We start from the raw sequence: 21,346 nt of genomic DNA, 5'->3' as shown, positions 1-21,346 counted from the left end.
TACATGGCAGAACAAGCAAAACTTCCGCTCGGCAAGTTGCTGATACAGAAAGGTGTGATCAGCGAAGACCAGCTGCGCATCGCCCTCATCGAGCAGCGGCGCAGCAGCGAACCGCTGGGCAAGCTGCTCATCACTTTGGGCTTCGTCACGGAAGCGACCGTGCGCGAGGCGCTCAGCGAAAACCTGAAACAGGTCAGCGCGGACCTCGCCAGCCTGGTGGTCGACGCCATCGCCCTGAAACTGATTCCGAAAGACGTGGCCAAGCGCTACCGTGTGTTTCCCATCGTCTACGAGCGGCAGGCGGACAATCTGATCCTGGCCATGGCTGATACCAGCAACATCGTTGCGCTCGATCAAATCAGCGCCATGCTGGTCAAGGGCATCACGATTTCCACCGTGCTCGTCAACGAATCCGATATTTCGCGCGCCATCGACCAGTACTATGGCTTCGAGCTGTCGATCGACGGCATCCTGCACGAAATCGAAACGGGCGAAGTCAGCTATCAAAGCATGGCTTCGCCGTCGGACGAGTACAGCCAGCCCATGGTGCGCCTGATCGACGCGCTGCTGGCCGACGCCGTGCAAAACGGCGCCTCGGACATCCATTTTGAGCCGGAACAGTCGTTCCTGCGCATCCGCTACCGCATCGACGGCATCCTGCGGCAAATCCGCAGCCTGCATAAATCGTACTGGCCGGCCATGGCCGTGCGCCTGAAGGTGATGTCGAACATGAATATCGCCGAGGCGCGCGCACCGCAGGATGGGCGCATCAGCATCAAGTTTTCCGGGCGGCAAATCGACTTCCGCGCCTCGGCCCAGCCCACCACGCATGGCGAAAACGTCGTGCTGCGCGTGCTGGACCGGCAAAAAGGCCTCGTGCCGCTGGGCGCCCTGGGCCTGGCCGAGTCGGAACTGAACTTGCTGAAACTGATGATAGCGCGCCCTGACGGCGTGATCCTGGTGACAGGCCCGACGGGCAGCGGCAAGACCACTACCCTGTATTCGATACTCAACCATATCAATACGGAAAGCGTCAACATCATGACGCTGGAAGACCCGGTCGAGTATCCCATGAACATGATACGCCAGACCTCCGTCAACGAATCGGTCAAGCTGGGCTTTGCCGACGGCATCCGCTCGATGATGCGGCAGGACCCGGACATCATCCTGGTGGGCGAGATCCGCGACCGCGAAACGGCGGAAATGGCCTTTGCCGCCGCCATGACGGGCCACCAGGTGTATTCCACCCTGCACACGAGCTCGGCCATCGGTTCCGTGGCGCGCCTGCTCGACATCGGCATCCTGCCCGACATCATGGCTGGCAACATCATCGGCATCGTGGCGCAGCGCCTGGTGCGCCGCTTGTGTCCGCATTGCAAGGAAACCGTGATCGCCGACGACGTCGAGCGCCGCCTGCTGGGCCTGGCGGCAAGTGATGCGCCCGTGTCCATCTGCCGCGCCGTGGGCTGCGAACGCTGCGCACACCAGGGCTACAAGGGCCGCCTGGCCATCATGGAAATCCTCAAGATGACAGCCGAACTCGATGAATTGACGGCGCGCCGCGCCAGTAGCCGCGAATTGAAGAACGCGGCGCGCGCGGCCGGTTTCAAGGGTATCGTCGACGACGGCATGCGCCGCGTGATGGAAGGCGTGACCACCCTGGAAGAAGTGGGCCGCGTGGTCGATCTGACGGAAAGGCTGGCCTGATGCCGCAATATGTCTACCGCGCCATGGATGCCGCCGGCGGCTTGATTCCCGGCAGCATGGAGGCGGCCAACGTGCCGGACCTGGAAGCGCGCCTGCACCGCATGCAGCTCGACTTGATCGACTGCAAGATCACGGGTCAGTATCTGGTACTGCTGGGCAAGCGGATCATCCACCGCCGCGACCTCATCAATTTCTGCTTCCACATGGAACAATTGACGGGGGCGGGCGTGCCCATCCTGGAAGGCTTGAACGACTTGCGCGAAAGCACAGACCACCCGCGCCTGCGCGAAGTCGTCACGGACTTGATTGAAAGCATCGAGGGCGGTTTGCCTCTGTCGGGGGCGCTGGCCCAGCATGGCGACATTTTCGACGCCACGTTCACCAGCCTGATACTTGCGGGAGAACAAAGCGGCAGGATCGCCGACGTGTTCAAGAACCTGTCGGAAAGTCTGAAATGGCAGGACGAGCTGGCGTCGCAGACGCGCAAGATCATCATGTACCCCATCATCGTGGCCGTGGTAGTGGCTGCCGTGACGTTTTTCCTGATGATTTATCTGGTGCCCCAGCTGACGGCCTTCATTCGCAACATGGGCGGCGAGCTGCCGCTGCATACGCGCGTCCTCATTTTTATATCGAATGTCTTCATCGCTTACTGGTATCTACTGCTGGCCTTGCCCGTGCTGCTGTTTTTCGGCCTGCGCGCACTCGTGCGCCGCAGCAGCGCGGCGCGCTACGCCTGGGATGGTCTGAAACTGCGGCTGTGGCTGGTCGGTCCCGTGCTGCACAAGATCATCCTGGCCCGCTTCGCCACTTTTTTTGCCTTGATGTATGCCTCCGGCATCACGATACTGGAATGCATCCGCCTGTCCGAAGGCATTGCCGGCAACCAGGTGGTGGCGGCCGGCCTTCGCCGCGCCGCGCAGCTGATCAGCGAGGGCTACGGCGTCACCGCCGCCTTCCAGCACACGGGCATCTTCCCACCGCTGGTGGTGCGCATGCTGAAGGTGGGCGAAGCGACAGGCTCGCTGGACACGGCCTTGCGCAATGTCAGCTATTTCTACAATCGCGAAGTGAAGGAATTGATCGAAAAAGTGCAGGCCATGATCGAGCCAACCATGACGGTCATTCTGGGCCTGCTGCTGGGCTGGATCATGCTGTCGGTGCTGGGGCCGATTTACGACACCATCAGCACACTCAAGACCTGAGGCCGCCGTGTTCCGCAAACTATTACTCTACATTACCAGCGACGCCCTGTGCGCCTACGACTGGGACCACGGCGTGCTGGGCCAGGGCCAGACCTTCCCTGCCAGTACGGCCGGGGTGGACGGATTCGCCGCATGGCTGGAAGAACCGCAGGGACAGCGGCTCGATGTGCCCGCCTACCTGCTGACGGACCTGATCGAGGAAGATTTCCAGCGCCAGCTGCTGCCCCACGTGCGCGGCAAGGCGGGCCGGGCGCTGCTGGAGCGGCGCAAGCAGCAATTGCACCGCGATACACCCTACCGTGGCAGCACCTTGCTGGGCCGCGAAGACTCTGGCCGCCACGACGACCAGGTGCTGTTCTTTGCGCTGACCAATCCCGCCTTGCTGCAGCCGTGGACAGAGACGCTCGAGCACTTGCGCGTGCCCGTGGCCGGCATTTATTCGACCAGCCTGCTCAGTATTGCGCTGGTAAAAAAGCTGTCGATCGCGCACGAACACCTGCTGCTGGTCACGCAGCAATCGGGCGGCTTGCGGCAAAGCTATTACGAAAAAGGCCAGCTGCGCTTTTCGCGCCAGACACTGGCCATCGCGCTCGATGGCGTGGCCGTGAATATTGCGCTGGAAACGGAAAAGACGCGGCAATTTCTCACCAGCACGCGCATGCTGGCGCGCGGCGACGTCTTGAACACCGTCATCCTCGCGCCGGCCGTGCAAATCGCCAAGCTCGAACTGCTGTGCGACAACGGCCTGGAAGTGGCTTACCACTTCATCGACCTGCAGCTGGCCGGCAAACGGGTAGGCTTGCGCCGGACGCCGGCGCTGGCCGACGAATTGCTGCTGACCTTGCTGGGCAAGCATCCGCCGTCCAGCCATTATCCGCCCGGCGCACTGGCCCGCTATTATCACTTCCAGCGCGCGCGCAACACGCTGTATGGCCTCAGCGCGCTGATCGGTGGATCGGCAGCCCTGTGGTGTGCCATTAACTTGCTCGGCGGCATTGCCGACGGTGCCGCCACGGAGCGCCTGGCGCAGGAAACGGCGTCCTACCAGCAGCGCTACCGCATAGTCATGTCGACACAGCCGCCGGCGCCGGCCAAGACGCAGAACATGAAAGTGGCAGTGACCCTGGGCCAGATGATCGCCAGCCAGGCGCCGGAACCGGGCCGGCTGCTGGGCATCCTGGGCGCCGCGCTGGACCAGGCGCCGCAGGTAGCGCTCAGCCAGTTGCACTGGCATGCGGGCCAGGCGCCCGCGCGCACGGCAGCCAGCCAGCCAGCGCAGCAGCCTGGTGCCAGCTTGCAGGGCGGCAGCGCCCTGGCCGGCATTCCTGTCGCGCCACCGCAGGCGCTGCGCCTGGAAGCGGACGTGGCGATGCCGAACAATGACTACCGCGCCGCGCTGGCCACCATCACGGCCTTCGCGCAAACCCTGGCGCGCCAGCCGGGCATGCAGGTGACAATCGAGGAAACGCCGCTGGACTTGCGCCCCACCGTGGCCCTGTCCGGCAAGAGCGCCGCTTCGTCGCCGGACAGCCAGGCCCGCTTTACCCTCTTGCTCGCGTGGCAGCCATGAGCGGCCCCGTCAAGCAGCCGCCCCTTCCCGGCATGCAGCGTGCCGGCAGGCCCGCGCGCGCCCTGCCCGCCTGGCTTGGCGAACTGCATCTGGTGCGTAACGCCCTGCTGTGCTTTGCGCTGACCCTGCTGGCCAGCATGGTGCTGCTCAGCCTGAGCGCCACCTACCGCGCGCGCGAAGCGCAGCAGCTGGACATGGCGCACCGCACACGCTCGGCGGCCACCACCCTGTTCAACCACGCGGAAGCGGAGAAGCAGGAAATCCGCGCCTACGAACCGCAATTTCTGGCCCTGCGCCAGCGCGGCCTGATCGGCGAGGAAAACCGCCTGGCCTGGATCGACGCCATACGCCGCAGCCAGGAACAACGCAAATTACTGCCGATCAGCTACGAAATCAGCCCGCAACAAGCGCTGCAAGTGCCATTGCCCATGGTGATGGGGCAATATCATCTGCGCGGCAGCCACATGCGCCTTCGGATGGACTTGCTGCACGAGATGGACTTGCTGAACCTGTTTGACGATTTGCGCCAGGCCGGCTATTTCGCCGTGCAGGATTGCACGCTCAAGCGCCAGGCAGCGGCCGGGGGCGCCAGTGGGGCGCCGCCTACCCTGGGCGCCGAATGCGAGCTGCTGTGGCTGACTCTGGGCAGCGTGGCCGTGCCCGAACTGGGGCGGCCATGAGACGCGCCCTTGTCCTGTGCGCACTGCTGGCTTGCACCGCGCTGACGGCCCGCGCCCAGTCTTCCCATCTGGGACGATTGTTCCTGTCGCCCGAGCAGCGCGCCCAGATCGACGCGCAACGCTACGGGCCGCCGCCCGCCGATCCGGCCCTGGCGCCGCCCCCGCCGCCGCCGCCGCCCGGCCCGCCCGTGGAATTAAATGGCGTGGTGGTGCGCAGCAGCGGCCGCTCCACCGTCTGGCTGAACCAGGAAACGCAGAACGAGCCACACAACCGTCTCGCGCGCGACAAGTCCGGCATGCCCGGCACATTGACCTTGCGCCTGTCGACGGGCCAGGTGGTGCGGCTCAAGCCCGGCCAGCGCTACGACCCGGCCAGCGGCACGGTCACCGAGGCGCAGGAGATGCAGCAATGACGCCAGGACAGAAGTATCGCCAGCGCGGCGCCGCCCTGTTGCTGCTGCTGGCCGTACTGGGCCTGGGCGCGGCCAGCCTCCTGATCGGCGCCTTCGGCCGCAATACGGGCGAGGCCGCACGCCAGCAGCGCACCCTGGCCACCCTGGCGCAGGCGCGCGAAGCCTTGCTGGGCTTTGCCGCCACGCAAGGCCGCCTGCCCCGTCCAGCCGCCTCCGCCCTCGACGGGCGCGAACGGGCCGGCGACTGCGCCGACGACGCCCAGTGCAGCGGCTTCCTGCCGTGGGTGGCGCTGGGCGTGGAGGGCAACGACGCCTGGGGCAAGCTGCTGCGCTACAGCGTCACTCCGGCAATGGCGCGCGCGCCCATCGTCTCATTTTCCGCCATCGCCGACCGCGTCGTCCTCACACGCGATGGCCGCGGCGACTTCGCCTTCGTGGCGGGCCAGGAGCAATGCGACATCAGCGCCCAGTGCCTGCCTGTCGTCGTGTTCTCGCAAGGCAAGGATCATTACGGCACGGCCGCCAGCGGCGTGACCCAGATCAATACGGCGCACGGCAATATCGATGAAGCCAGCAACGACAGCGCCAGCCGCAGTTTCATTGCCCGTCCCGCCAGCGACAATGCCGCGCTACCCGGTGGCGCCTTTGACGATATCCTGAGCTGGATCACCTTGCCCACCCTGTATCAACGCATGCGCGCCGCGCGCAACCTGCCATGAGCAACATCTACTGCTCCCGACGCCGCCAGGGTGGCTTTTCCCTGATCGAAATCGCCATCGTGCTCGTCATCGTTGGCCTGATGATAGGCGGCCTGGTCACGCCATTGACGGTGCAGCTGGAACAGCGCAAGGTGGCCGAGACGCAAAAGGCCCTGGACGAGGCGAAGGAAGCGCTGACGGGCTACGCACTGCGCTACGGCTACCTGCCGTGTCCGGCCATCTCCGCCGGCAATGGCCTGGAAGACCGGCGCGGCGCCCGCTGCACGGGCGAAAAACGCGCCGGCTTCCTGCCGTGGGCCACCCTGGGGCTGGCTCAAGGCGACAGCTGGAGCAATCTGTTCCGCTACAGCGTGACGCCCGCTTTCAGCGACAGCGACCAGCTCTTCAGCCTGTCCACGCCGCGCGACATCAGCATCGTGACGCGCAATGGCGGCGCGCTGCTGCAGGCGACGGCGCTGAACGACATCCCCGCCATGATCATGTCCCATGGCAAGAACGGATTTGGCGCCACGAGCGTGCAGGGCCAGCGCCGGGCTGTGCCTTTTGGCAACAATGTCGACGAACGCAACAACGCGTCGAACGCCACCACCGTCATCAGCCGCGCCGCCAGCGGCCCGCAGCAGCCCGGCGGCGAGTTCGACGACCTCGTCGCCTGGCTGTCGCCGAACATCCTGTTCAACCGCATGGTGGTGGCACAGAGGCTGCCACGCTGATGCCGATGCTCTTGCCCACCTTCACCATCGCCCGCTACACGCTGCTCGAAGCGCTGCGCAGCCGCCTGCTATGGCTATTCGTGCTGGCCGCCTGCGGCGCTGCCGGCCTGGCAGGCTTCCTGCAGCAACTGGCGCTGACGGAAAGCGGCGCCGTGCAGGCGGCGCTGCTGGCGGCCACCTTGCGCCTGGCCAGCGTCTTCCTGCTGGCCACGTTCATCATCACCAGCATGGCGCGCGAAGCGGCCGACCGGGGCCTCGAGTTGCTGCTGGCCCTGCCCATGCCGCGCGCCGCCTACCTGCTGGGCAAGCTGCTGGGCTATGGAGCGCTGGCGGCCGTGCCCGCCGTGCTGTTCGGGCTGCTGATGGCGCTGTTCGCCGCGCCCGCGCACAGCGCGCTGTGGGCGTTGTCCCTGCTGGGAGAACTGTGGATAATCGCCGCCTTCAGCCTGCTGTGCGCGGCCAGCCTGCAACAGGCCTTGCCCGCGCTGGCCGCCACCGGGGGCTTTTATGTGCTGGCGCGCATGCTGGGCAGCCTGCAACTGCTGGCGCACGGTCCGCAGGCGGGCGACTCCTGGCTGCAGCGGGCCACGGCCGGCACCATCGACGTGCTGGCCCTGCTCCTGCCCAGCCTCGACGCCTTTACGCGCACAGACTGGCTGCTGTACGCGACGGGCGATTGGCAAGCGCTGGGCCGCGTGGCGGCGCAAACCATCATCTATGTCGGCTTGCTGGGCAGCTGCGCGCTGTGCGACTTTTACCGGCGCAACATCTGATGGCCAAGACCACCCAGCGCCCCTGGTCCAGCGTGCCGCGCCCCCTGTACTGGCTGCTGGCGGCCTGTCTGCTGCTGCAGCTGGGCTGGCGCCTGGCGCAGCAGCACTCGCCGGCTCAGCTGCGGCCCCTGCCTGCCGCGCCGCCTGCAGCCGTGGCGCGCCTGGCCAGCCTGGGCGAGCCGCTGGCCATGGCTAAGGCCATGCTGCTGTACCTGCAATCGTTCGAGGACCAGCCCGGCGTCAGCCTGCCCTGGCGCCAGCTCGACTATAATCGCCTGGCCGGCTGGCTGGAGACGGCGCAAACGCTCGATCCGCGCAGCCAGTACGCGCTGGTGGCCGCCAGCGAAGTATATGCAGGCGTGGCCGATCCGCAGCGCGCGCGGCGCATGCTGGCCTTTGTCGCCGCCAGCTTTGCCGCCGACCCGGACCGCCGCTGGCCCGCCATGGCGCAGGCGGCGCTGGTGGCCAAGCACCAGCTGCACGACCTGCCGCTGGCGCTCAGCTACGCGCGCCAGCTGCGCCAGCTGGCGACAGGGCCGCAAGTACCATCCTGGGTGCGCGAGATGGAAGCGTTCATCCTGCAAGACATGGACCAGCTCGACAGCGCCCGCCTGGTAATCGGCGGCCTGATCGCCAGTGGCCAGATCAGCGACCCGCACGAACTGGCTTTCCTGGCGCGCCAGCTCGACGAACTTGCCAAGCAGATTGCCGCAAAGAAAGCAAAGATGCTGCCATGACCCGCAGCCTGAAATGCCATGCGCATCCGGCGCCAATTGCAGTAAACTGCGATATCAAGTCCCAGCACTTTTTTTCCAAGGAATCCCCATGCTCTCACGCCGCCAGCACGGCTTTACGCTCGTAGAAATCGCCATCGTCCTGGTCATCATCGGCCTGCTGCTCGGCGGCGTGCTCAAAGGGCAAGGCTTGATCGACAGCGCCAAGGTGAAAAACATCATCCAGCAGTCGAATGCGCTGACGGCCGCCGTCAACGCCTACCAGGACAAGTTCCGCGCCCTGCCCGGTGACGATATCCAGGGCACCACCCACGTGCCCAACTCGGCCGGCAACGGCAATGGCGACGGCCAGATCGGCGACGGCCAGCCGCGCGAATTCACGCTGGCGCCGCAGCACCTGGCGCTGGGCGGCTTCATTACCGGCTCCTACAACGGCACCTCGCAATTCATGACCAGTGCCCAGGGCGGCGCCGTCTACCTGTACAACGATGAAGTGGGCGGCCGGGCCGGCAACGGCATCCGTTTCGACAACCTGCCCGAAAGCTACGCCGAGCAGATCGACAGCAAACTCGACGATGGTGTGGCCAACACGGGCAGCGTGCGGGCGAACGCGCCCTATGGTAATACCGGTGCTATCATTCCCCGTACCGCCGTGTTTTTCTGACAAGGCAGTCACTATCAAAGGAGTACCATGTCATTGCACCATAAACTCATCGTCTCCCTGGCCGCCGCTTGCGCCTTGCTGGCCGGCAGCGCGCAAGCCCAGTACGTGGGACCGACGGCTGGCCCCACCGCGCCCAGCAGCGTGGCCGCCATCCTGAAAAATCCCGTCGACGACCAGGCCGTCGTGCTGCGCGGCCACCTGCTGCGTAAAGTGGGCAAGGAGAAATACACCTTCTCCGATGGCACGGCGGAAATCCGCGTGGACATCGACGACAAGGTCTTCATGAACCGCAAGATCGATGCCAAGACCCAGGTGGAAATCCGTGGTGAAGTGGAAAAAGACTTCATGGAAAGCCCGGAAATCGATGTCGACGTGCTGACCCTGGTCCCGTAAATTTGCTTGCCATCCCGCCGCCATGGCGGGATGGGCGTTACCCCTCCTCTGTATGCCTTGCACAAGCTTTTTTCCATCCCAGAAACTAGGCTTGTCAGAACAATCAATTTCGTCTAGCATCTTTTCATTCAAGGTCAGCCAGCGCCAGCGTGAGCCTGCCTGTCTACTCATCCATTCTGGGAGCTTTCCGGGTGCAAGATTTGCCTTCGATACGCTCAAGAATTTCGTGGCTGGTGCTCGCCTGGGTCATTCCGACGGCGCTCGTGTTTCTCCTGCTCGTCGCGCATAGTTACACGCGCGAACGCGAGCATGTCGTCAGGGAAACGGCGCAAGCGGCGCTGGCGGTCGCCGCCGCCGTCGAACGCGACTTGAACGGCGCCCAGATGGCTGGGCGCATCCTGGCCGCCTCGTCCGCCCTGCATACCGACGACGTCGGCGCCCTGCGCGCCCTGAGCGACAGCCTGTTGCAACCGGGTCTGGCCGTCAGTGCCTTCATCGTCTCCGACGCCAGGGAACGCCAGCTGATCAATACTGTCCTGCCCGCCAGCCAGGCGGCGCCTCCCCTGCCGCAAAAATGGGCCGCCAGCATCGAGCGCACGCGCGAGTATGGCAAGCCGCGGCTGACCAGCCTGCTCATGGCGCCGGACGACGTGCCGCGGCTGGCCCTGAACCTGCCCTTGCCTCGCGACAAGGGGCCCGCCTATGTGCTGACGGCGCTCTACCCGCCCGACTATCTGTCCGTACTGCTGCGCGAGTTGCACCTGCCTGCCTACCTGGGCGCGGCCATCATCAATGCCGACGGCATCAACGTGGCGCGCACCCTGGCGCCGCAGCGCTATGTGGGCCAGCGCAGCACGGCGCCCCTGCTGGAACAGATACGCCAGGCGCGCGAAGGCGTGCTGCGCCATGCCACCCTGGAAGGCCTGGACGTCTACACGGGCTTTCGCCGCGCTCCCGACGACAGCTGGACGGTGGCCGTCACCATGCGCACCAGCACGGTAGCTGAAGCCCTGATGCGCTCAGTAGTCACGGGTTCCGTCATCCTGGCCCTGCTGCTGGGCGCCGGCTTTGCCCTGGCCTGGCGCGTGGGCGGCCGCCTGGCCAGTACCCTGGAGGAACTGACCTTGCAGATCCACGCGCTGGCGCAGGGCAAACCGCTGCTCTCGAACAGGCACACGGACCGCGAATCGGCCGACATGGCCAATGCCCTGGGCGCGCTGGAACGCGACCTGCGGCGCCACCGCACGCAGCTCGAAAGCCTGGTGGCCGAACGCACGCTGGCCCTGGAAAAATCCACGCGCCTGCTGGAAACCGTGTATGCGACGGCGCCCATCGGCATGCTGTTCGTGGGCCTGGACTTGCGCATCGTCATGATCAACCACTACCTGGCCGCCATCAACGGCGCCAGCGTGACGCAGCACCTGGGCCGTCCCGTGGGCGCCATGCTGTTCGACGACGCCGTGCGCGCGGACGTGGAGCGCTGCGTGCGCCAGGTACTGGAAACGGGCATCCCCATCGTCGACATGGAGTTGAAAGGCCATAGCGGACAGCAGCGCGAACAGCTGAGCCACTGGATCGTCTCGTATCACCCGATTTTCGGCCCGGACCAGCAGTTGCTGGGCGTATCGGGCCTGTGGCTGGACGTCAGCGAGCGCAGGCGCAGCGAAGCGGAATTTCGCCGTTCGAAACATCTGTTCGGCACCATTATCGAAAACATCCCGGCCATGGTCTTCGTCAAGCGCGCCGATAAGCTGAGCTTTGAAATGGTCAACCGCCACGCCGAACTGACCCTGGGACGCTCGCGCGAGCAATTGCTGGGCAAGACGGACCACGACTTCTTCCCGCCACAGCAAGCCAGCGCATTCATCAGCGCCGACCGCAAGCTGCTGGCCACGGGGCAGATGGTGGAAATCGAACAGGAGGCGATCAATACGGCCGACGGCACCACGCGCCACTTCACCACGCGCAAGGTGGTCTTGCGCGACGATGCCGGGCGCGCCAGCCACGTGCTGGGGGTATCGATCGATATCACGGAACGCAAGCGCGCCACCGAGGTGCTGCACGCCACCACCTTGCGCCTGGAACAGAGCGAACGCTTCATCCGCACCGTCACCGACAACCTGCCCGGCATGGTGTCGTACTGGGGTGCCGATTTGCGTTGCCGCTTCGCAAATAATTTCTATAATGAATGGTTTGGCCGCAATAGCGCCGAGTTGGCCGGCATCCACATGAGCGAATTGCTGGGGCAGGAACTGTTCGACGTGTATGCGCCCCATGTCGAGGGCGTGCTCGCGGGCCGGCCGCAAAGCTTCGAGCGCGACCTGCTCGATCCCGCCGGCCAGGTGTGCCATACGTGGACTAACTACATCCCCGATGTCGACGACGGCGGCGGCGTGCGCGGCTTCTTCGTGCTGGCCTCGGACGTGTCCGAACTCAAGCGCACGGAATTGCGCCTGCACGAGCTCAACGAGCAAATGGTGCGCGCGCGCGACAAGGCCGAGGCGGCCAGCACCGCGAAGAGCGAATTCGTCGCCAACATGAGCCATGAAATCCGCACGCCGATGAACGCCATCATCGGCCTGGCGCGCCTGCTGGAAGAGTCGCCGCTGGAGCGGCGCGAGCGCAGCTATGTCGGCAAGATCCAGATGGCCACGCAGTCGCTGCTCAATATCGTCAATGACGTGCTCGATTTTTCCAAGATCGAGGCGGGGCAGATGGTGCTGGAACAGCACCGCTTCCAGCTCGAACGCATGCTGGACAGCGTAGGCGTCTTGCTGGCCAGCAGTGCCTGGGCGCGCGGCGTGGAACCCGTGTTCGTGCTCGGCCCCGGCGTGCCGGACGAACTGGTCGGCGACGCCCTGCGCGTGGAACAGATCCTGATCAACCTGGTGGGCAACGCCGTCAAATTTACTTCGCATGGTGAAGTGGTGCTGGCCATCGCCAAGGTGGCCGAGGATGCGGCCAGCGCCACCCTGGAGTTTTCCGTGCGCGACACGGGCATCGGCATCGGCGCAGCTGAGCAGGAACGCATCTTCGACGCGTTTTCCCAGGGAGACAGCGGCACCAGCCGCAAGTACGGTGGCACGGGACTGGGGCTGGCCATCTGCCGGCGCATGGTGGAATTGATGGGAGGCAAACTCAGCGTGAAAAGCGCGCTGGGCGAAGGCTCCGACTTCCGCTTCAGCTGCCGCTTCGACAAGGTGGCGCCGCCGTCCGAGCCGCCCGCCAAGAGTGCCCCCAAGGCCCTGTCGCTGCTGATCATCGACGACAATGCCAGCGTGCGCGCCATGCTGGAAGACTGGTGCGCGGCGCAGGGTTGGCACAGCCGCAGCGCGGACAGCGGTGCGGCCGGCCTGGCGCTGCTGCGCGCCAGCGCCAGCGGCATGGACGGCTTGCCGCCGGCTGACCTGGTGATGCTCGACGCGGCCATGCCAGGCATGGATGGCATTTCCATGCTCACCGAGGCACGCGCCGACGAACACCTGGTGCTGCCGCCCGTGATCATGCTGGTGGCCGACCAGGATAGCGAAAACCTAGAACGCCTGGCCGACAGCCTGATGCTGGCCGGCATCGTCTCGAAACCGGCCACCCCGGCGCGCCTGCTGGCGGCCGTGACGGCCGTGCGCGAAGGCCGCAGCGCCCCGTCCGCGCTGCCCGTGTCCACACCCCTGTCGGGCTTGCTGGAAGGCATGCGCGTGCTGCTGGTGGAAGACAATGAAATCAACCAGGAAGTGGCGCAGTACATTCTGCTGCACTCGGGCGCGCGCGTGGCTGTGGCCGCCAACGGCAAGCTGGCCGTCGACTTGCTCGCCAGCACGCCGGACGCCTGGGATGCGGTGCTGATGGATTTGCAGATGCCCGTCATGAATGGCTACGACGCCACCCTGGCCATCCGCGCGCTGGGCTTGCCGGACCTGCCCATCATCGCCATGACGGCCAATGCCATGGATGAGGACCGCCTGCGCGCCATCGCCAGCGGCATGAATGCGCACGTGGCCAAGCCCATCGATGTCGACGAGATGATCCAGACCCTGACCCGGCTGGTGCAGGCGCCCCAGGGGAAGGGCAGTAGCGCCGTCCACGCAGGCAATGCCGGCACGGAAACGCTGGAAGTGCCGGCCGCGGTGCCCGGCATCGACCTGGAAGCGGCACTGCACCGCTTCGGCGGTGATTATGGCGCCTTCCTGGCACTGCTCAAGCGTTTTGAGAATTCGCAAGGCGATGCCGTCGAGGAAACCCGGCGCCTGCTGGCTGCTGGCCAGGCGCGGCAGGCGGCACAGCTGCTGCACCGCGTGTGCGGCGTGGCGGCCAACCTGGGCGCCACCCACATCGCCAGCCTGGCTGGCGAAGCGGAAAAGGCGCTGCAAGGGGGCCGCGCGCACGCCACCGCAGCCCTCCTCGGACAACTGGAACTGGCCATGGCCGAAGTCATCGAAGCGGCGCGCGCGCTGCCCTCGCCCCTGCGGCGCAGCCAGCCGGCGCCCCCCGCCCCCGGCAGCGGGCCAATCGACCTGCGTGCCGGCCTGGCCGAGCTGCTCGTCTTGATCCGCAACAATAACCTGAAGGCGCTGGCACAATTCCACGCGCTGCACCCCGCCTTGCAACAGTCAGACCGGGAAGCGGCTCTGGCGATGGCAAACGCGATCGAGACCTTGAATTTTTCCGAAGCGGAAAAGCTTGTGCTCGATCAGCTGAAACGAGAGGAAAACAAGTGAGCTGGACCAACCTTGCCATGAACGGGCGCATCCTCATCGTCGATGACGCCATGGAAAACATCCAGATCCTGCACCAGCTGCTGCGTGAGGAACACGACGTGCTGTTCGCCCTGAACGGCGAGAAGGCGCTGGAAATTGCGCATAATCAACTGCCCGACCTGATCCTGCTCGATGCCGTCATGCCCGGCATGGATGGCTATGCCGTCTGCAATGCGCTGCGCGAATCGACCATCCTGAGCGCCATTCCCGTCATCTTCGTCACAGCCCTGAACCAGCCAGAAGACGAGACGCGGGCGCTGGAAGCGGGCGCCGTCGATTTCATCACGAAACCGTTCAACGCAGCCGTCGTGCGCGCCCGCGTACGCAGCCAGCTGACCATCAAACGGCAGGCCGACGCCATGCGCGAACTGTCGCTGACCGACTCGCTGACGGGCGTGGCCAACCGGCGCAGCTTCAATGACACCATGGACAGCGAATGGCGGCGCTGCGCGCGCGATGGCGTGCCGATGGCCCTCATCATGGCTGATATCGACCACTTCAAGGATTACAACGATACGTATGGCCACCAGGCGGGCGACCTGTGCCTGCAGCAGGTGAGCGCCGCCCTGCGCCGCTGCGCCGTGCGCCCGCCCGACCTGCTGGCGCGCTATGGCGGCGAGGAATTCATCATCCTCCTGCCGCAGGAAACGAGGGACGGCGCCGAAGTGGTAGCCCGGCGCATGCTCGACGAAGTGCGCGCCCTGCACATCGCGCACGCCAGATCCAGCGTCGGCCCGCATGTCACGATCAGCCTGGGCGTGGCCAGCGTCATGCCCACCGAAGGCATGGACCCCAGCGCCCTGATCCGCGCCGCCGACGCCCTGCTGTACCGCGCCAAGCATACGGGGCGGGACAGGTATTGTGCGTCGGACGGGGCGTGAAATTGATTCTTTACGGATAACAGCGCATCAAAAACTCCGCCACGCACACGGGTTTCGGGTCACCCTCGCGCTCCATGGTGACGGCCCAGTTCACTTGCGCCCCTTCCGGCAGGTCGTCGACGCAAAGAATGTCGAGCCGCGCGCGCAATCGGCTGCCGACGGGCACGGGCGCGGGAAAGCGCACTTTATTGAGCCCATAGTTGATGGCCATGCGGATGCCGGCCATGTGCAGCGCCCCCTGCAGCATGGCCGGCAGCAAGGACAAGGTCAGGAAACCATGCGCCACGGTGCAGCCGTAGGGCGACTCGCGCGCGCAGCGCTCGGCGTCGACGTGAATCCACTGATGGTCGTCCGTGGCGTCGGCAAAGGTGTCGATGCGCTGCTGGGTGATGGTGAGCCAGTCGGAGACAGCTACGTGCTGCCCCGCCAATGCTTTAAAACCGGCAATGCCGGCGATATCACGCACGCGCCTGCTCCTCTTGCGCCACCGGGCGGCGGCCGAACATGCCCATGCCTTCCACCGTCGTCACCACGTCGCCATGCTGGTTGCGCACGCTCCACACGGAAATGACGATGCCACGGTCCGGCTTTGACGTCGATGGCCGCACCTCCTTGACCTGGTAGGTCAGGTGCAAGGTATCGCCCGCGCGCACGGGTTTGAGCCAGCGGATGCTGTCCAGGCCGGGTGAGCCCATGCTGGACGAGTGCTTGAGCAGATTGTCCACCACCAGGCGCATCATCATGCCGCAGGTATGCCAGCCGCTGGCGATGACGCCCTTGAAGATGGTCTTTTCGGCAGCCGCATGGTCGACGTGGAAGGGCTGTGGGTCGAAATCCGTGGCGAAGGCGATGATTTCCTTTTCCGTCACGTGGCGCTGGCCCAGGTCGATTTCCAGGCCTTGCGTAAAGTCTTCGAAATACCAGTGTTTGGGTTTGATTCCGGTCAATGCGGTCATGCGGTCTCCGTCGGCAAGAAGCCCGGCTGGGCGATAAAGCGCTCGATATGGTGCTCCACGTCGCCCAGGGTCAGGCCGATCATGGACAGGCGCTTGAAGTGGTGGGCGGCGGGCAATTCATCCGTCACGCCCATGCCGCCATGCAATTGCACGGCTTGCTGGCCGACAAAGGTGGCGGCCAGTCCCACCCGCGCCTTGGCGGCGGAGACCGTTCGGCGGCGCTCCGCCACGTCGTCGCTATCGACCTTGGCGGCGGCCAGCATGGCCATCGAACGCGCCTGCTCCAGGTGAATGAACATGTCGGCCATGCGGTGCTGCAAGGCCTGGAATTTGCCGATCGGCGCGCCGAACTGCTGACGCGTCTTCAGGTACTCGAGGGTGGCGGCAAAGATGGCGTCCATGGCGCCCACCGCTTCCGCGCACAGCAGCGTGGCGCCGTAATCCACGGCAGCATCCAGCACGGGCCAGCCCTGCTCCGCCTGGCCGAGCAGCGCGTCGTGCCCCAGTACCACTTGCACAAAGGTGACAGTGGCAGCGCGCTGGCCGTCGATAGTGCGATAGTCGCGCACGGAAACGCCCGGTGCGTCAACAGGCACGAGAAACAGCGAGATGCCGTCCGTCTCATCCTGGCCGCCGCTGCTGCGCGCCGAAACGATCAAGGCGCCCGCCTGGGCGCCGTGTATGACGACGGTCTTCTCGCCATCCAGCACGAAACCGTCGCCGCCGGCGATGGCCGTGGTGGCGATATCGTGCATATCGTGGCGCGACTGGCGCTCGCCCAGCGCACAGGCCAGTTTCAGGCTGCCGCTGGCGACCTGCTCCAGCACGCCATCATGGCCGCCGGCCAGGGTGAGAAAACGCGCCCCCAGCATGGTGGCCAGATACGGTTCGACCACCAGGCCGCGCCCCAGTTCCTGCATCACCAGCAGCATGTCGACGGCAGAGCCGTCGAAGCCGCCCGCGCCGGCCGGCAGCGGCAAGGCCGTCATGCCCAGCTCGGCCAGGGTGGCCCAGGCGGAATCGGACGTGCCCGTGGCCGAGTGGACGATTTGCTTGCGCGTTTCAAACGGGTAATCCTTGTCGACCCAGCGCCTGAGCGCGTCGGCAAATTGCTGCTGTTCCTGATTAAATTGGAAGTCCATGTCGTCTCCTTCTGGCTTACAGGCCCAGGATCATCTGGGTGATGATGTTTTTCTGGATTTCATTCGAGCCGCCATAGATCGATGTCTTGCGGTAATTGAAGTAGTAGGCGGCCAGCGGCGCGGCCAGGTCGTCGCCGCCAGCGCTGTGCGGCGCGCTGCCGTCAAGAAAATCGGGGTCGAAAGGCAAGGCTTGCGGGCCGAGCGCTTCCACCATCAGTTCCGTCAGTTGCTGCTGCAGTTCCGAGCCGCGCACCTTCAGCATGGAAGCCTGCGGTCCCGGTCCCTTGCCCTCTTCGCTGATGACGCGCAAGACCGTCATTTCCAGCGCCATCAGTTCGATTTCCAGATGGGCCACCTTGGCGGCAAAAGCGGGATCATGCAGCAGCGGCGCACCGCGCTTGGATTGCTGCATGGCCAGCTGCTTGAGGAAAGTCAGCTCGCGCTTGGAGCGGCCCACGGCGGCGATGCCCGTACGCTCGTGCCCCAGCAGATACTTGGCGTAAGTCCAGCCCTTGTTTTCCTGGCCCACCAGATTGCTGACGGGCACGCGCACATTGTCAAAGAAGACTTCATTCACTTCATGTTCTTCATCGAGCATGATGATGGGGCGCACGGTGATCCCCGGCGTTTTCATGTCGATCAGCAAGAAACTGATGCCTTCCTGCTTGCGCACCGTGCTATCCGTGCGCACCAGGCAAAAGATCATGTCCGCGTGCTGGCCCAGGGTGGTCCAGGTTTTCTGACCATTCACGATGTAATGGTCGCCGTCGCGCTGGGCCGTGGTTTTCAGGGAAGCGAGGTCGGAACCGGCACCCGGCTCCGAGTATCCCTGGCACCACCAGTCGTCGCAGTTCAAAATGCGCGGCAAATAATAGGCTTTTTGTTCGGCGCTGGCGAAGGCCATGATGACGGGCGCCACCATGTTGATGCCGAAAGGCAAAATCGGCGGCGTCGCGGCGCGCGCGCACTCGTCTTCCCAGATATGGCGCTGCACGGCCGTCCAGCCCGTGCCGCCATGTTCGACAGGCCAGGCCGGTGCGGCCCAGCCTTGCTGCGCGACAATCTTGTGCCAGCGCACATAATCATCACGGTTCATGCGCAGATGCTGACGCACCTTGCGCTGCAAATCCGCTGGCAAATGCGTGTCGAGGAAGGCGCGCACCGTAGTGCGGAACGCCGTTTCCTCGGCCGTGTAATGCAGGTCCATGTCTGTCTCCTTGTTCTTATCGGTTGCCGTATTGACTGCACGCAAGGAAGCTCAGCGCACAAAAAAGCACGACCGTTCTCAAGGATTGTACAACAGAATGGGGGCGGCGCCAGGGGTTTTACAAAGGCTGGCGCGGAGAGGGAGTTGACTCGAATTGGCCAGCCGCCACAGACGGCGACCAGTGAGTGCATGCCCGATTGTAATGCCAGACACAGCCGCCATAGCTTCGCGACACAGTCAGGAATGCATATCCCAGAGTGAAGGAATAGGCCAAAACGGCATGTACTCATGCCAACCCACGAAGAATGAGAAGACTGCGTGGATTGCCGGCGACGAAGCAAAGGCCAGCAACACGTACCAAGCGAACTCGCTGCGCTGCATGCGGAACGCCAGCGGAGGAAGTGCAAGTGTTGCGGCGGCCGGGACGCCATAGTAGACCGGCCATGGAAACCCGGCGGTCGCACCGAACTTGGCAAAACACATGCCGACAACTACGACGACGAAAGCAATGCCGCAAGTGAGGCCAGCGGTCGGCATCACCGGCCTGGCGCGCAAGGTCCAGCGCAGGATGCCGATGAATACGAGCAATGAAACCACAATGAAGATGAAGAAACGCGTGGGTGGCAAGTTTATTCCTTCAAGTAGGTGTACATTACAGCCCGCTTTTGGCCGATAGTCGAAGTTCCCAGGAGCCTCGCCCACGTGTGTCGGTATTTACTGGCGGTTAGCTGGCTTTATTGTCGATCGATGGCCGAAAAAATCATGGCAAACATGGGTATTGCGTGAATATTCTCTCGCAGTCTACGGATGATCTTGAATGCACTTTACGCCCTCGGCGACGTGCTCCGCCCAACCGGTTTTATGCGTTGCAAACCATGCCTCAATTTGTGGCTTTGTAGCACCACAATCCAAGGCAATTTTTTCAATTTCTTCCGGACTCTTCTCGGGCGGAGATTCGCTACATCCGGAAATGAAAGATACCAAAACGACGGTACCCAACCATAAATTATTGCTCATCAATTTCTTTCCTATTTCAGTAGCACCACCAGCGCGGTCATCTGTTTGAGCGACTCCGGCAGGATACGGCCCAAGAGCTTAACGAATTGCCAATAAGAAAAATTCACACATTGTCACATCGATGCGAATATTTGCTGTTGGCCTATTGTGTTGAAAGACGCGGGCAAGCTGAAGTTTAGATAAAAATCCAGGCAAAAATCAGCCATACAAATGCAGCAGCACCTGCACGGCGACGATCTTGACGATGGTCATGCTGGGGAAAATCATGGCATAGCCGAGGTTCGGGCGGTCCGACTTGGCCAGGCGGTTGGCGAACACCAGCACGGCCGGGTTGCCCGTGGCGCCTGCCGCAATGCCTAGCAATTCAGGAAACGGCAGGCGCAGGAAAATCTTGCCAAGAATCACGACGAGCGCCACTACCACCAGCACCGTCACGGCACCGAGCGCCAGCATGGGCAAGCCATCGGCGCCCACCTGCTGCACGAAGGGCAAGCCGGACGCCATGCCAACGGAAGCGAGGAAAATCGTCAAGCCATAGTTGCGCATGACCAGGTTGGCCGACAGGGGCAGCCGCCAGCTGATCTTGCCGACTCTGCCCAGGCGCCCCAGGATCAGCGCCATCACCAGCGGGCCGCCCGCCAGGCCCAGGCTGAACGAGCCTATCCAGGGCAAGGGGATAGGCACCAGTCCCAGCAACACACCCAACACCATGCCCATGCCCAGCGAGACATAGCTGAACTCGGCCGTGGCCGTGATGGAATTGCCGAACAGCTTGCGCACGTCGGCCGCGTGTTTCGCTGGCGCAATGGCCATCACCCTGTCGCCAAATTCCAGGGTCAGGAAGGGATGGGGCAAAATCATGGCGTCGCCGCGGCGTATGAAGGCGATTTGCAAGGGGAAGTCTTTCGACAGGTTCAGTTCGCCCAGCGGCACGCCAACGATTTCCGCGTCGGACACAAACACTTCCGTGCCGTCGAACGCGCTGCGGTCCTTCATCAAACGGCCCGGGTCCAAATGGCCCAGCGCCGTGCGCGCCGCTTCCACGCCCGCCACCGTGCCCGACACCATCAACGCGTCGCCCACGCCGAGCACCAGCGATGGATCGGGCAAGCGGTTCTGGTGCCCCTGGCGCACGCCGATCACCTGCACGCCGGCCAGCGGGCCATCGGCCAGTTCGGACAAGGCCGCGCCCGCCAATTTCGCTTCGTCGATGGTAATTTCCGACACAACGATGGGCGCGGGCGGCGGCGTCAGCACGGGTTTCAAGATGCGCCCGGCCAGGTACAGACCCAGCATGGGGCCGACGACGCCGAAAGGATACGCGACGGCATAGCCGACGGCTGCGTCGCCATTGCCGTGCGACGCTTCCAGTGCCGCCTGCAGGGCCGCCGTGCTGGTCATGGCGCCGGCAAACACGCCGCTGGCCATGCGCAGCGAGATATCGATCCACTGCCCGCCCCATACGGACACGGCCAGGCCGCCCATGACGGCGGCAAACGCGATCAGATTGTGTTTTTGGCCCGCGCCGCGCAAACCGGCGAAAAACTGCACGCCATACTGCACGCCTATGCCATACAGAAACAACAGCAAGCCGATGGAGCCGACCATCGGCGGCGGCACGGAGCCGGGAGCGAATGCGCCCAACGCCAGCCCCGCGAACAGCACGCCGCCCACGCCCAGCGAAAAACCGAACACGCTGATACGCCCCAGCGCATAACCGGCGCCGATGACGAGAAACAGGGCGAGGATGGGCGTCGACTCCAGCGTGTGGCGAAATAATTGAAGCATCAGACAACCTTGATCTGGAGAAAGCCCAGT

At 64.4% G+C, this 21,346-nt stretch carries 20 protein-coding genes; 13 read left to right on the top strand and 7 right to left on the bottom strand.

Features of this window, described 5'->3' with window-relative positions; translation table 11 throughout:
* The first annotated feature begins 3 nt into the window (after positions 1-3).
* From C8C89_RS14950 to C8C89_RS14890, 13 genes are all read left to right on the top strand, one after another.
* Positions 4-1,707, top strand: a complete 1,704-nt coding sequence (locus tag C8C89_RS14950; protein WP_133990691.1) for an ATPase, T2SS/T4P/T4SS family — start codon at positions 4-6, stop codon at positions 1,705-1,707.
* Positions 1,707-2,912: a type II secretion system F family protein gene (locus tag C8C89_RS14945; RefSeq protein WP_101481754.1), complete on the top strand. Its 1,206-nt coding sequence runs from the start codon at positions 1,707-1,709 to the stop codon at positions 2,910-2,912. The genes C8C89_RS14950 and C8C89_RS14945 overlap by 1 nt, the downstream gene beginning before the upstream one ends.
* A 7-nt stretch (positions 2,913-2,919) precedes the next feature.
* A complete protein-coding gene (locus C8C89_RS14940; RefSeq protein WP_133990689.1) occupies positions 2,920-4,482 on the top strand; it encodes a hypothetical protein in 1,563 nt (520 codons plus the stop codon).
* The gene (locus C8C89_RS14935; RefSeq protein ID WP_243858028.1) at positions 4,479-5,162 is read left to right on the top strand and encodes a hypothetical protein; all 684 of its coding nucleotides are present in this window, start codon (positions 4,479-4,481) and stop codon (positions 5,160-5,162) included. The genes C8C89_RS14940 and C8C89_RS14935 overlap by 4 nt, the downstream gene beginning before the upstream one ends.
* Positions 5,159-5,575 (top strand): hypothetical protein, encoded by a 417-nt coding sequence (locus tag C8C89_RS14930; RefSeq protein ID WP_133990687.1) that lies wholly within the window; start codon positions 5,159-5,161, stop codon positions 5,573-5,575. Before C8C89_RS14935 ends, C8C89_RS14930 begins: the two co-directional genes overlap by 4 nt.
* Positions 5,572-6,294, top strand: coding sequence for a hypothetical protein (locus tag C8C89_RS14925; RefSeq protein WP_101481757.1), 723 nt, complete (start codon positions 5,572-5,574; stop codon positions 6,292-6,294). The genes C8C89_RS14930 and C8C89_RS14925 overlap by 4 nt, the downstream gene beginning before the upstream one ends.
* Positions 6,291-7,007 (top strand): type II secretion system protein, encoded by a 717-nt coding sequence (locus C8C89_RS14920; RefSeq protein ID WP_101481758.1) that lies wholly within the window; start codon positions 6,291-6,293, stop codon positions 7,005-7,007. The genes C8C89_RS14925 and C8C89_RS14920 overlap by 4 nt, the downstream gene beginning before the upstream one ends.
* On the top strand, positions 7,007-7,780 hold the full coding sequence (locus tag C8C89_RS14915) for an ABC transporter permease subunit (protein ID WP_243858027.1): 774 nt from the start codon (positions 7,007-7,009) through the stop codon (positions 7,778-7,780). The genes C8C89_RS14920 and C8C89_RS14915 overlap by 1 nt, the downstream gene beginning before the upstream one ends.
* Positions 7,780-8,517, top strand: coding sequence for a hypothetical protein (locus C8C89_RS14910; protein ID WP_133990685.1), 738 nt, complete (start codon positions 7,780-7,782; stop codon positions 8,515-8,517). The genes C8C89_RS14915 and C8C89_RS14910 overlap by 1 nt, the downstream gene beginning before the upstream one ends.
* Positions 8,518-8,605: 88 nt before the next feature.
* Positions 8,606-9,178 (top strand): prepilin-type N-terminal cleavage/methylation domain-containing protein, encoded by a 573-nt coding sequence (locus C8C89_RS14905; RefSeq protein WP_133990683.1) that lies wholly within the window; start codon positions 8,606-8,608, stop codon positions 9,176-9,178.
* A 27-nt stretch (positions 9,179-9,205) separates the two neighbouring features.
* Complete coding sequence (locus C8C89_RS14900) at positions 9,206-9,571, top strand: NirD/YgiW/YdeI family stress tolerance protein (RefSeq protein WP_133990681.1); 366 nt, start codon at positions 9,206-9,208, stop codon at positions 9,569-9,571.
* A gap of 233 nt (positions 9,572-9,804) precedes the next feature.
* A complete protein-coding gene (locus C8C89_RS14895) occupies positions 9,805-14,286 on the top strand; it encodes a PAS domain-containing protein (protein ID WP_133990678.1) in 4,482 nt (1,493 codons plus the stop codon).
* Positions 14,283-15,206, top strand: a complete 924-nt coding sequence (locus C8C89_RS14890) for a diguanylate cyclase (RefSeq protein WP_133990676.1) — start codon at positions 14,283-14,285, stop codon at positions 15,204-15,206. Before C8C89_RS14895 ends, C8C89_RS14890 begins: the two co-directional genes overlap by 4 nt.
* A gap of 10 nt (positions 15,207-15,216) precedes the next feature.
* On the opposite strand, the gene C8C89_RS14885 is transcribed toward C8C89_RS14890, so the two are convergent.
* The 7 genes from C8C89_RS14885 to C8C89_RS14855 all read right to left on the bottom strand — a co-directional run bounded on the left by C8C89_RS14885 (position 15,217) and on the right by C8C89_RS14855 (position 21,316).
* The gene (locus tag C8C89_RS14885) at positions 15,217-15,672 is read right to left on the bottom strand and encodes a MaoC family dehydratase (protein WP_101481764.1); all 456 of its coding nucleotides are present in this window, start codon (positions 15,670-15,672) and stop codon (positions 15,217-15,219) included.
* A complete protein-coding gene (locus C8C89_RS14880; protein WP_101481765.1) occupies positions 15,665-16,162 on the bottom strand; it encodes a MaoC family dehydratase in 498 nt (165 codons plus the stop codon). Before C8C89_RS14880 ends, C8C89_RS14885 begins: the two co-directional genes overlap by 8 nt.
* Positions 16,159-17,304: an acyl-CoA dehydrogenase family protein gene (locus tag C8C89_RS14875; protein WP_133990674.1), complete on the bottom strand. Its 1,146-nt coding sequence runs from the start codon at positions 17,302-17,304 to the stop codon at positions 16,159-16,161. The genes C8C89_RS14880 and C8C89_RS14875 overlap by 4 nt, the downstream gene beginning before the upstream one ends.
* Positions 17,305-17,320: 16 nt before the next feature.
* Entirely contained in the window at positions 17,321-18,511 is a 1,191-nt protein-coding gene (locus tag C8C89_RS14870; protein ID WP_133990672.1) for an acyl-CoA dehydrogenase family protein, read from the bottom strand.
* Positions 18,512-18,748: 237 nt separating this feature from the next.
* Positions 18,749-19,138, bottom strand: a complete 390-nt coding sequence (locus tag C8C89_RS14865) for a hypothetical protein (protein ID WP_133990670.1) — start codon at positions 19,136-19,138, stop codon at positions 18,749-18,751.
* Positions 19,139-19,312: 174 nt separating this feature from the next.
* Positions 19,313-19,528, bottom strand: a complete 216-nt coding sequence (locus tag C8C89_RS14860; protein ID WP_133990668.1) for a hypothetical protein — start codon at positions 19,526-19,528, stop codon at positions 19,313-19,315.
* A 198-nt stretch (positions 19,529-19,726) separates the two neighbouring features.
* On the bottom strand, positions 19,727-21,316 hold the full coding sequence (locus C8C89_RS14855; RefSeq protein ID WP_133990666.1) for a TrkA C-terminal domain-containing protein: 1,590 nt from the start codon (positions 21,314-21,316) through the stop codon (positions 19,727-19,729).
* Between the last annotated feature and the right edge of the window lie 30 nt (positions 21,317-21,346).

Source organism: Janthinobacterium sp. 75 (assembly GCF_004365495.1).
Lineage (GTDB): Bacteria > Pseudomonadota > Gammaproteobacteria > Burkholderiales > Burkholderiaceae_D > Janthinobacterium.
Note: the sequence above shows the minus strand (reverse complement) of the source record. Positions and strands in the feature narration are given on the sequence as shown.

Bases quoted from the DNA above. Each gene is read 5' to 3' on its own strand.
- C8C89_RS14915 (WP_243858027.1), top strand. From the start codon at position 7,007: ATGCCGATGCTCTTGCCCACCTTCACCATCGCCCGCTACACGCTGCTC.
- C8C89_RS14870 (WP_133990672.1), bottom strand. From the start codon at position 18,511: ATGGACCTGCATTACACGGCCGAGGAAACGGCGTTCCGCACTACGGTG.
- C8C89_RS14860 (WP_133990668.1), bottom strand. From the start codon at position 19,528: ATGAGCAATAATTTATGGTTGGGTACCGTCGTTTTGGTATCTTTCATT.
- C8C89_RS14920 (WP_101481758.1), top strand. From the start codon at position 6,291: ATGAGCAACATCTACTGCTCCCGACGCCGCCAGGGTGGCTTTTCCCTG.
- C8C89_RS14875 (WP_133990674.1), bottom strand. From the start codon at position 17,304: ATGGACTTCCAATTTAATCAGGAACAGCAGCAATTTGCCGACGCGCTC.
- C8C89_RS14905 (WP_133990683.1), top strand. From the start codon at position 8,606: ATGCTCTCACGCCGCCAGCACGGCTTTACGCTCGTAGAAATCGCCATC.
- C8C89_RS14935 (WP_243858028.1), top strand. From the start codon at position 4,479: ATGAGCGGCCCCGTCAAGCAGCCGCCCCTTCCCGGCATGCAGCGTGCC.
- C8C89_RS14950 (WP_133990691.1), top strand. From the start codon at position 4: ATGGCAGAACAAGCAAAACTTCCGCTCGGCAAGTTGCTGATACAGAAA.
- C8C89_RS14925 (WP_101481757.1), top strand. From the start codon at position 5,572: ATGACGCCAGGACAGAAGTATCGCCAGCGCGGCGCCGCCCTGTTGCTG.
- C8C89_RS14910 (WP_133990685.1), top strand. From the start codon at position 7,780: ATGGCCAAGACCACCCAGCGCCCCTGGTCCAGCGTGCCGCGCCCCCTG.
- C8C89_RS14945 (WP_101481754.1), top strand. From the start codon at position 1,707: ATGCCGCAATATGTCTACCGCGCCATGGATGCCGCCGGCGGCTTGATT.
- C8C89_RS14930 (WP_133990687.1), top strand. From the start codon at position 5,159: ATGAGACGCGCCCTTGTCCTGTGCGCACTGCTGGCTTGCACCGCGCTG.
- C8C89_RS14880 (WP_101481765.1), bottom strand. From the start codon at position 16,162: ATGACCGCATTGACCGGAATCAAACCCAAACACTGGTATTTCGAAGAC.
- C8C89_RS14900 (WP_133990681.1), top strand. From the start codon at position 9,206: ATGTCATTGCACCATAAACTCATCGTCTCCCTGGCCGCCGCTTGCGCC.
- C8C89_RS14855 (WP_133990666.1), bottom strand. From the start codon at position 21,316: ATGCTTCAATTATTTCGCCACACGCTGGAGTCGACGCCCATCCTCGCC.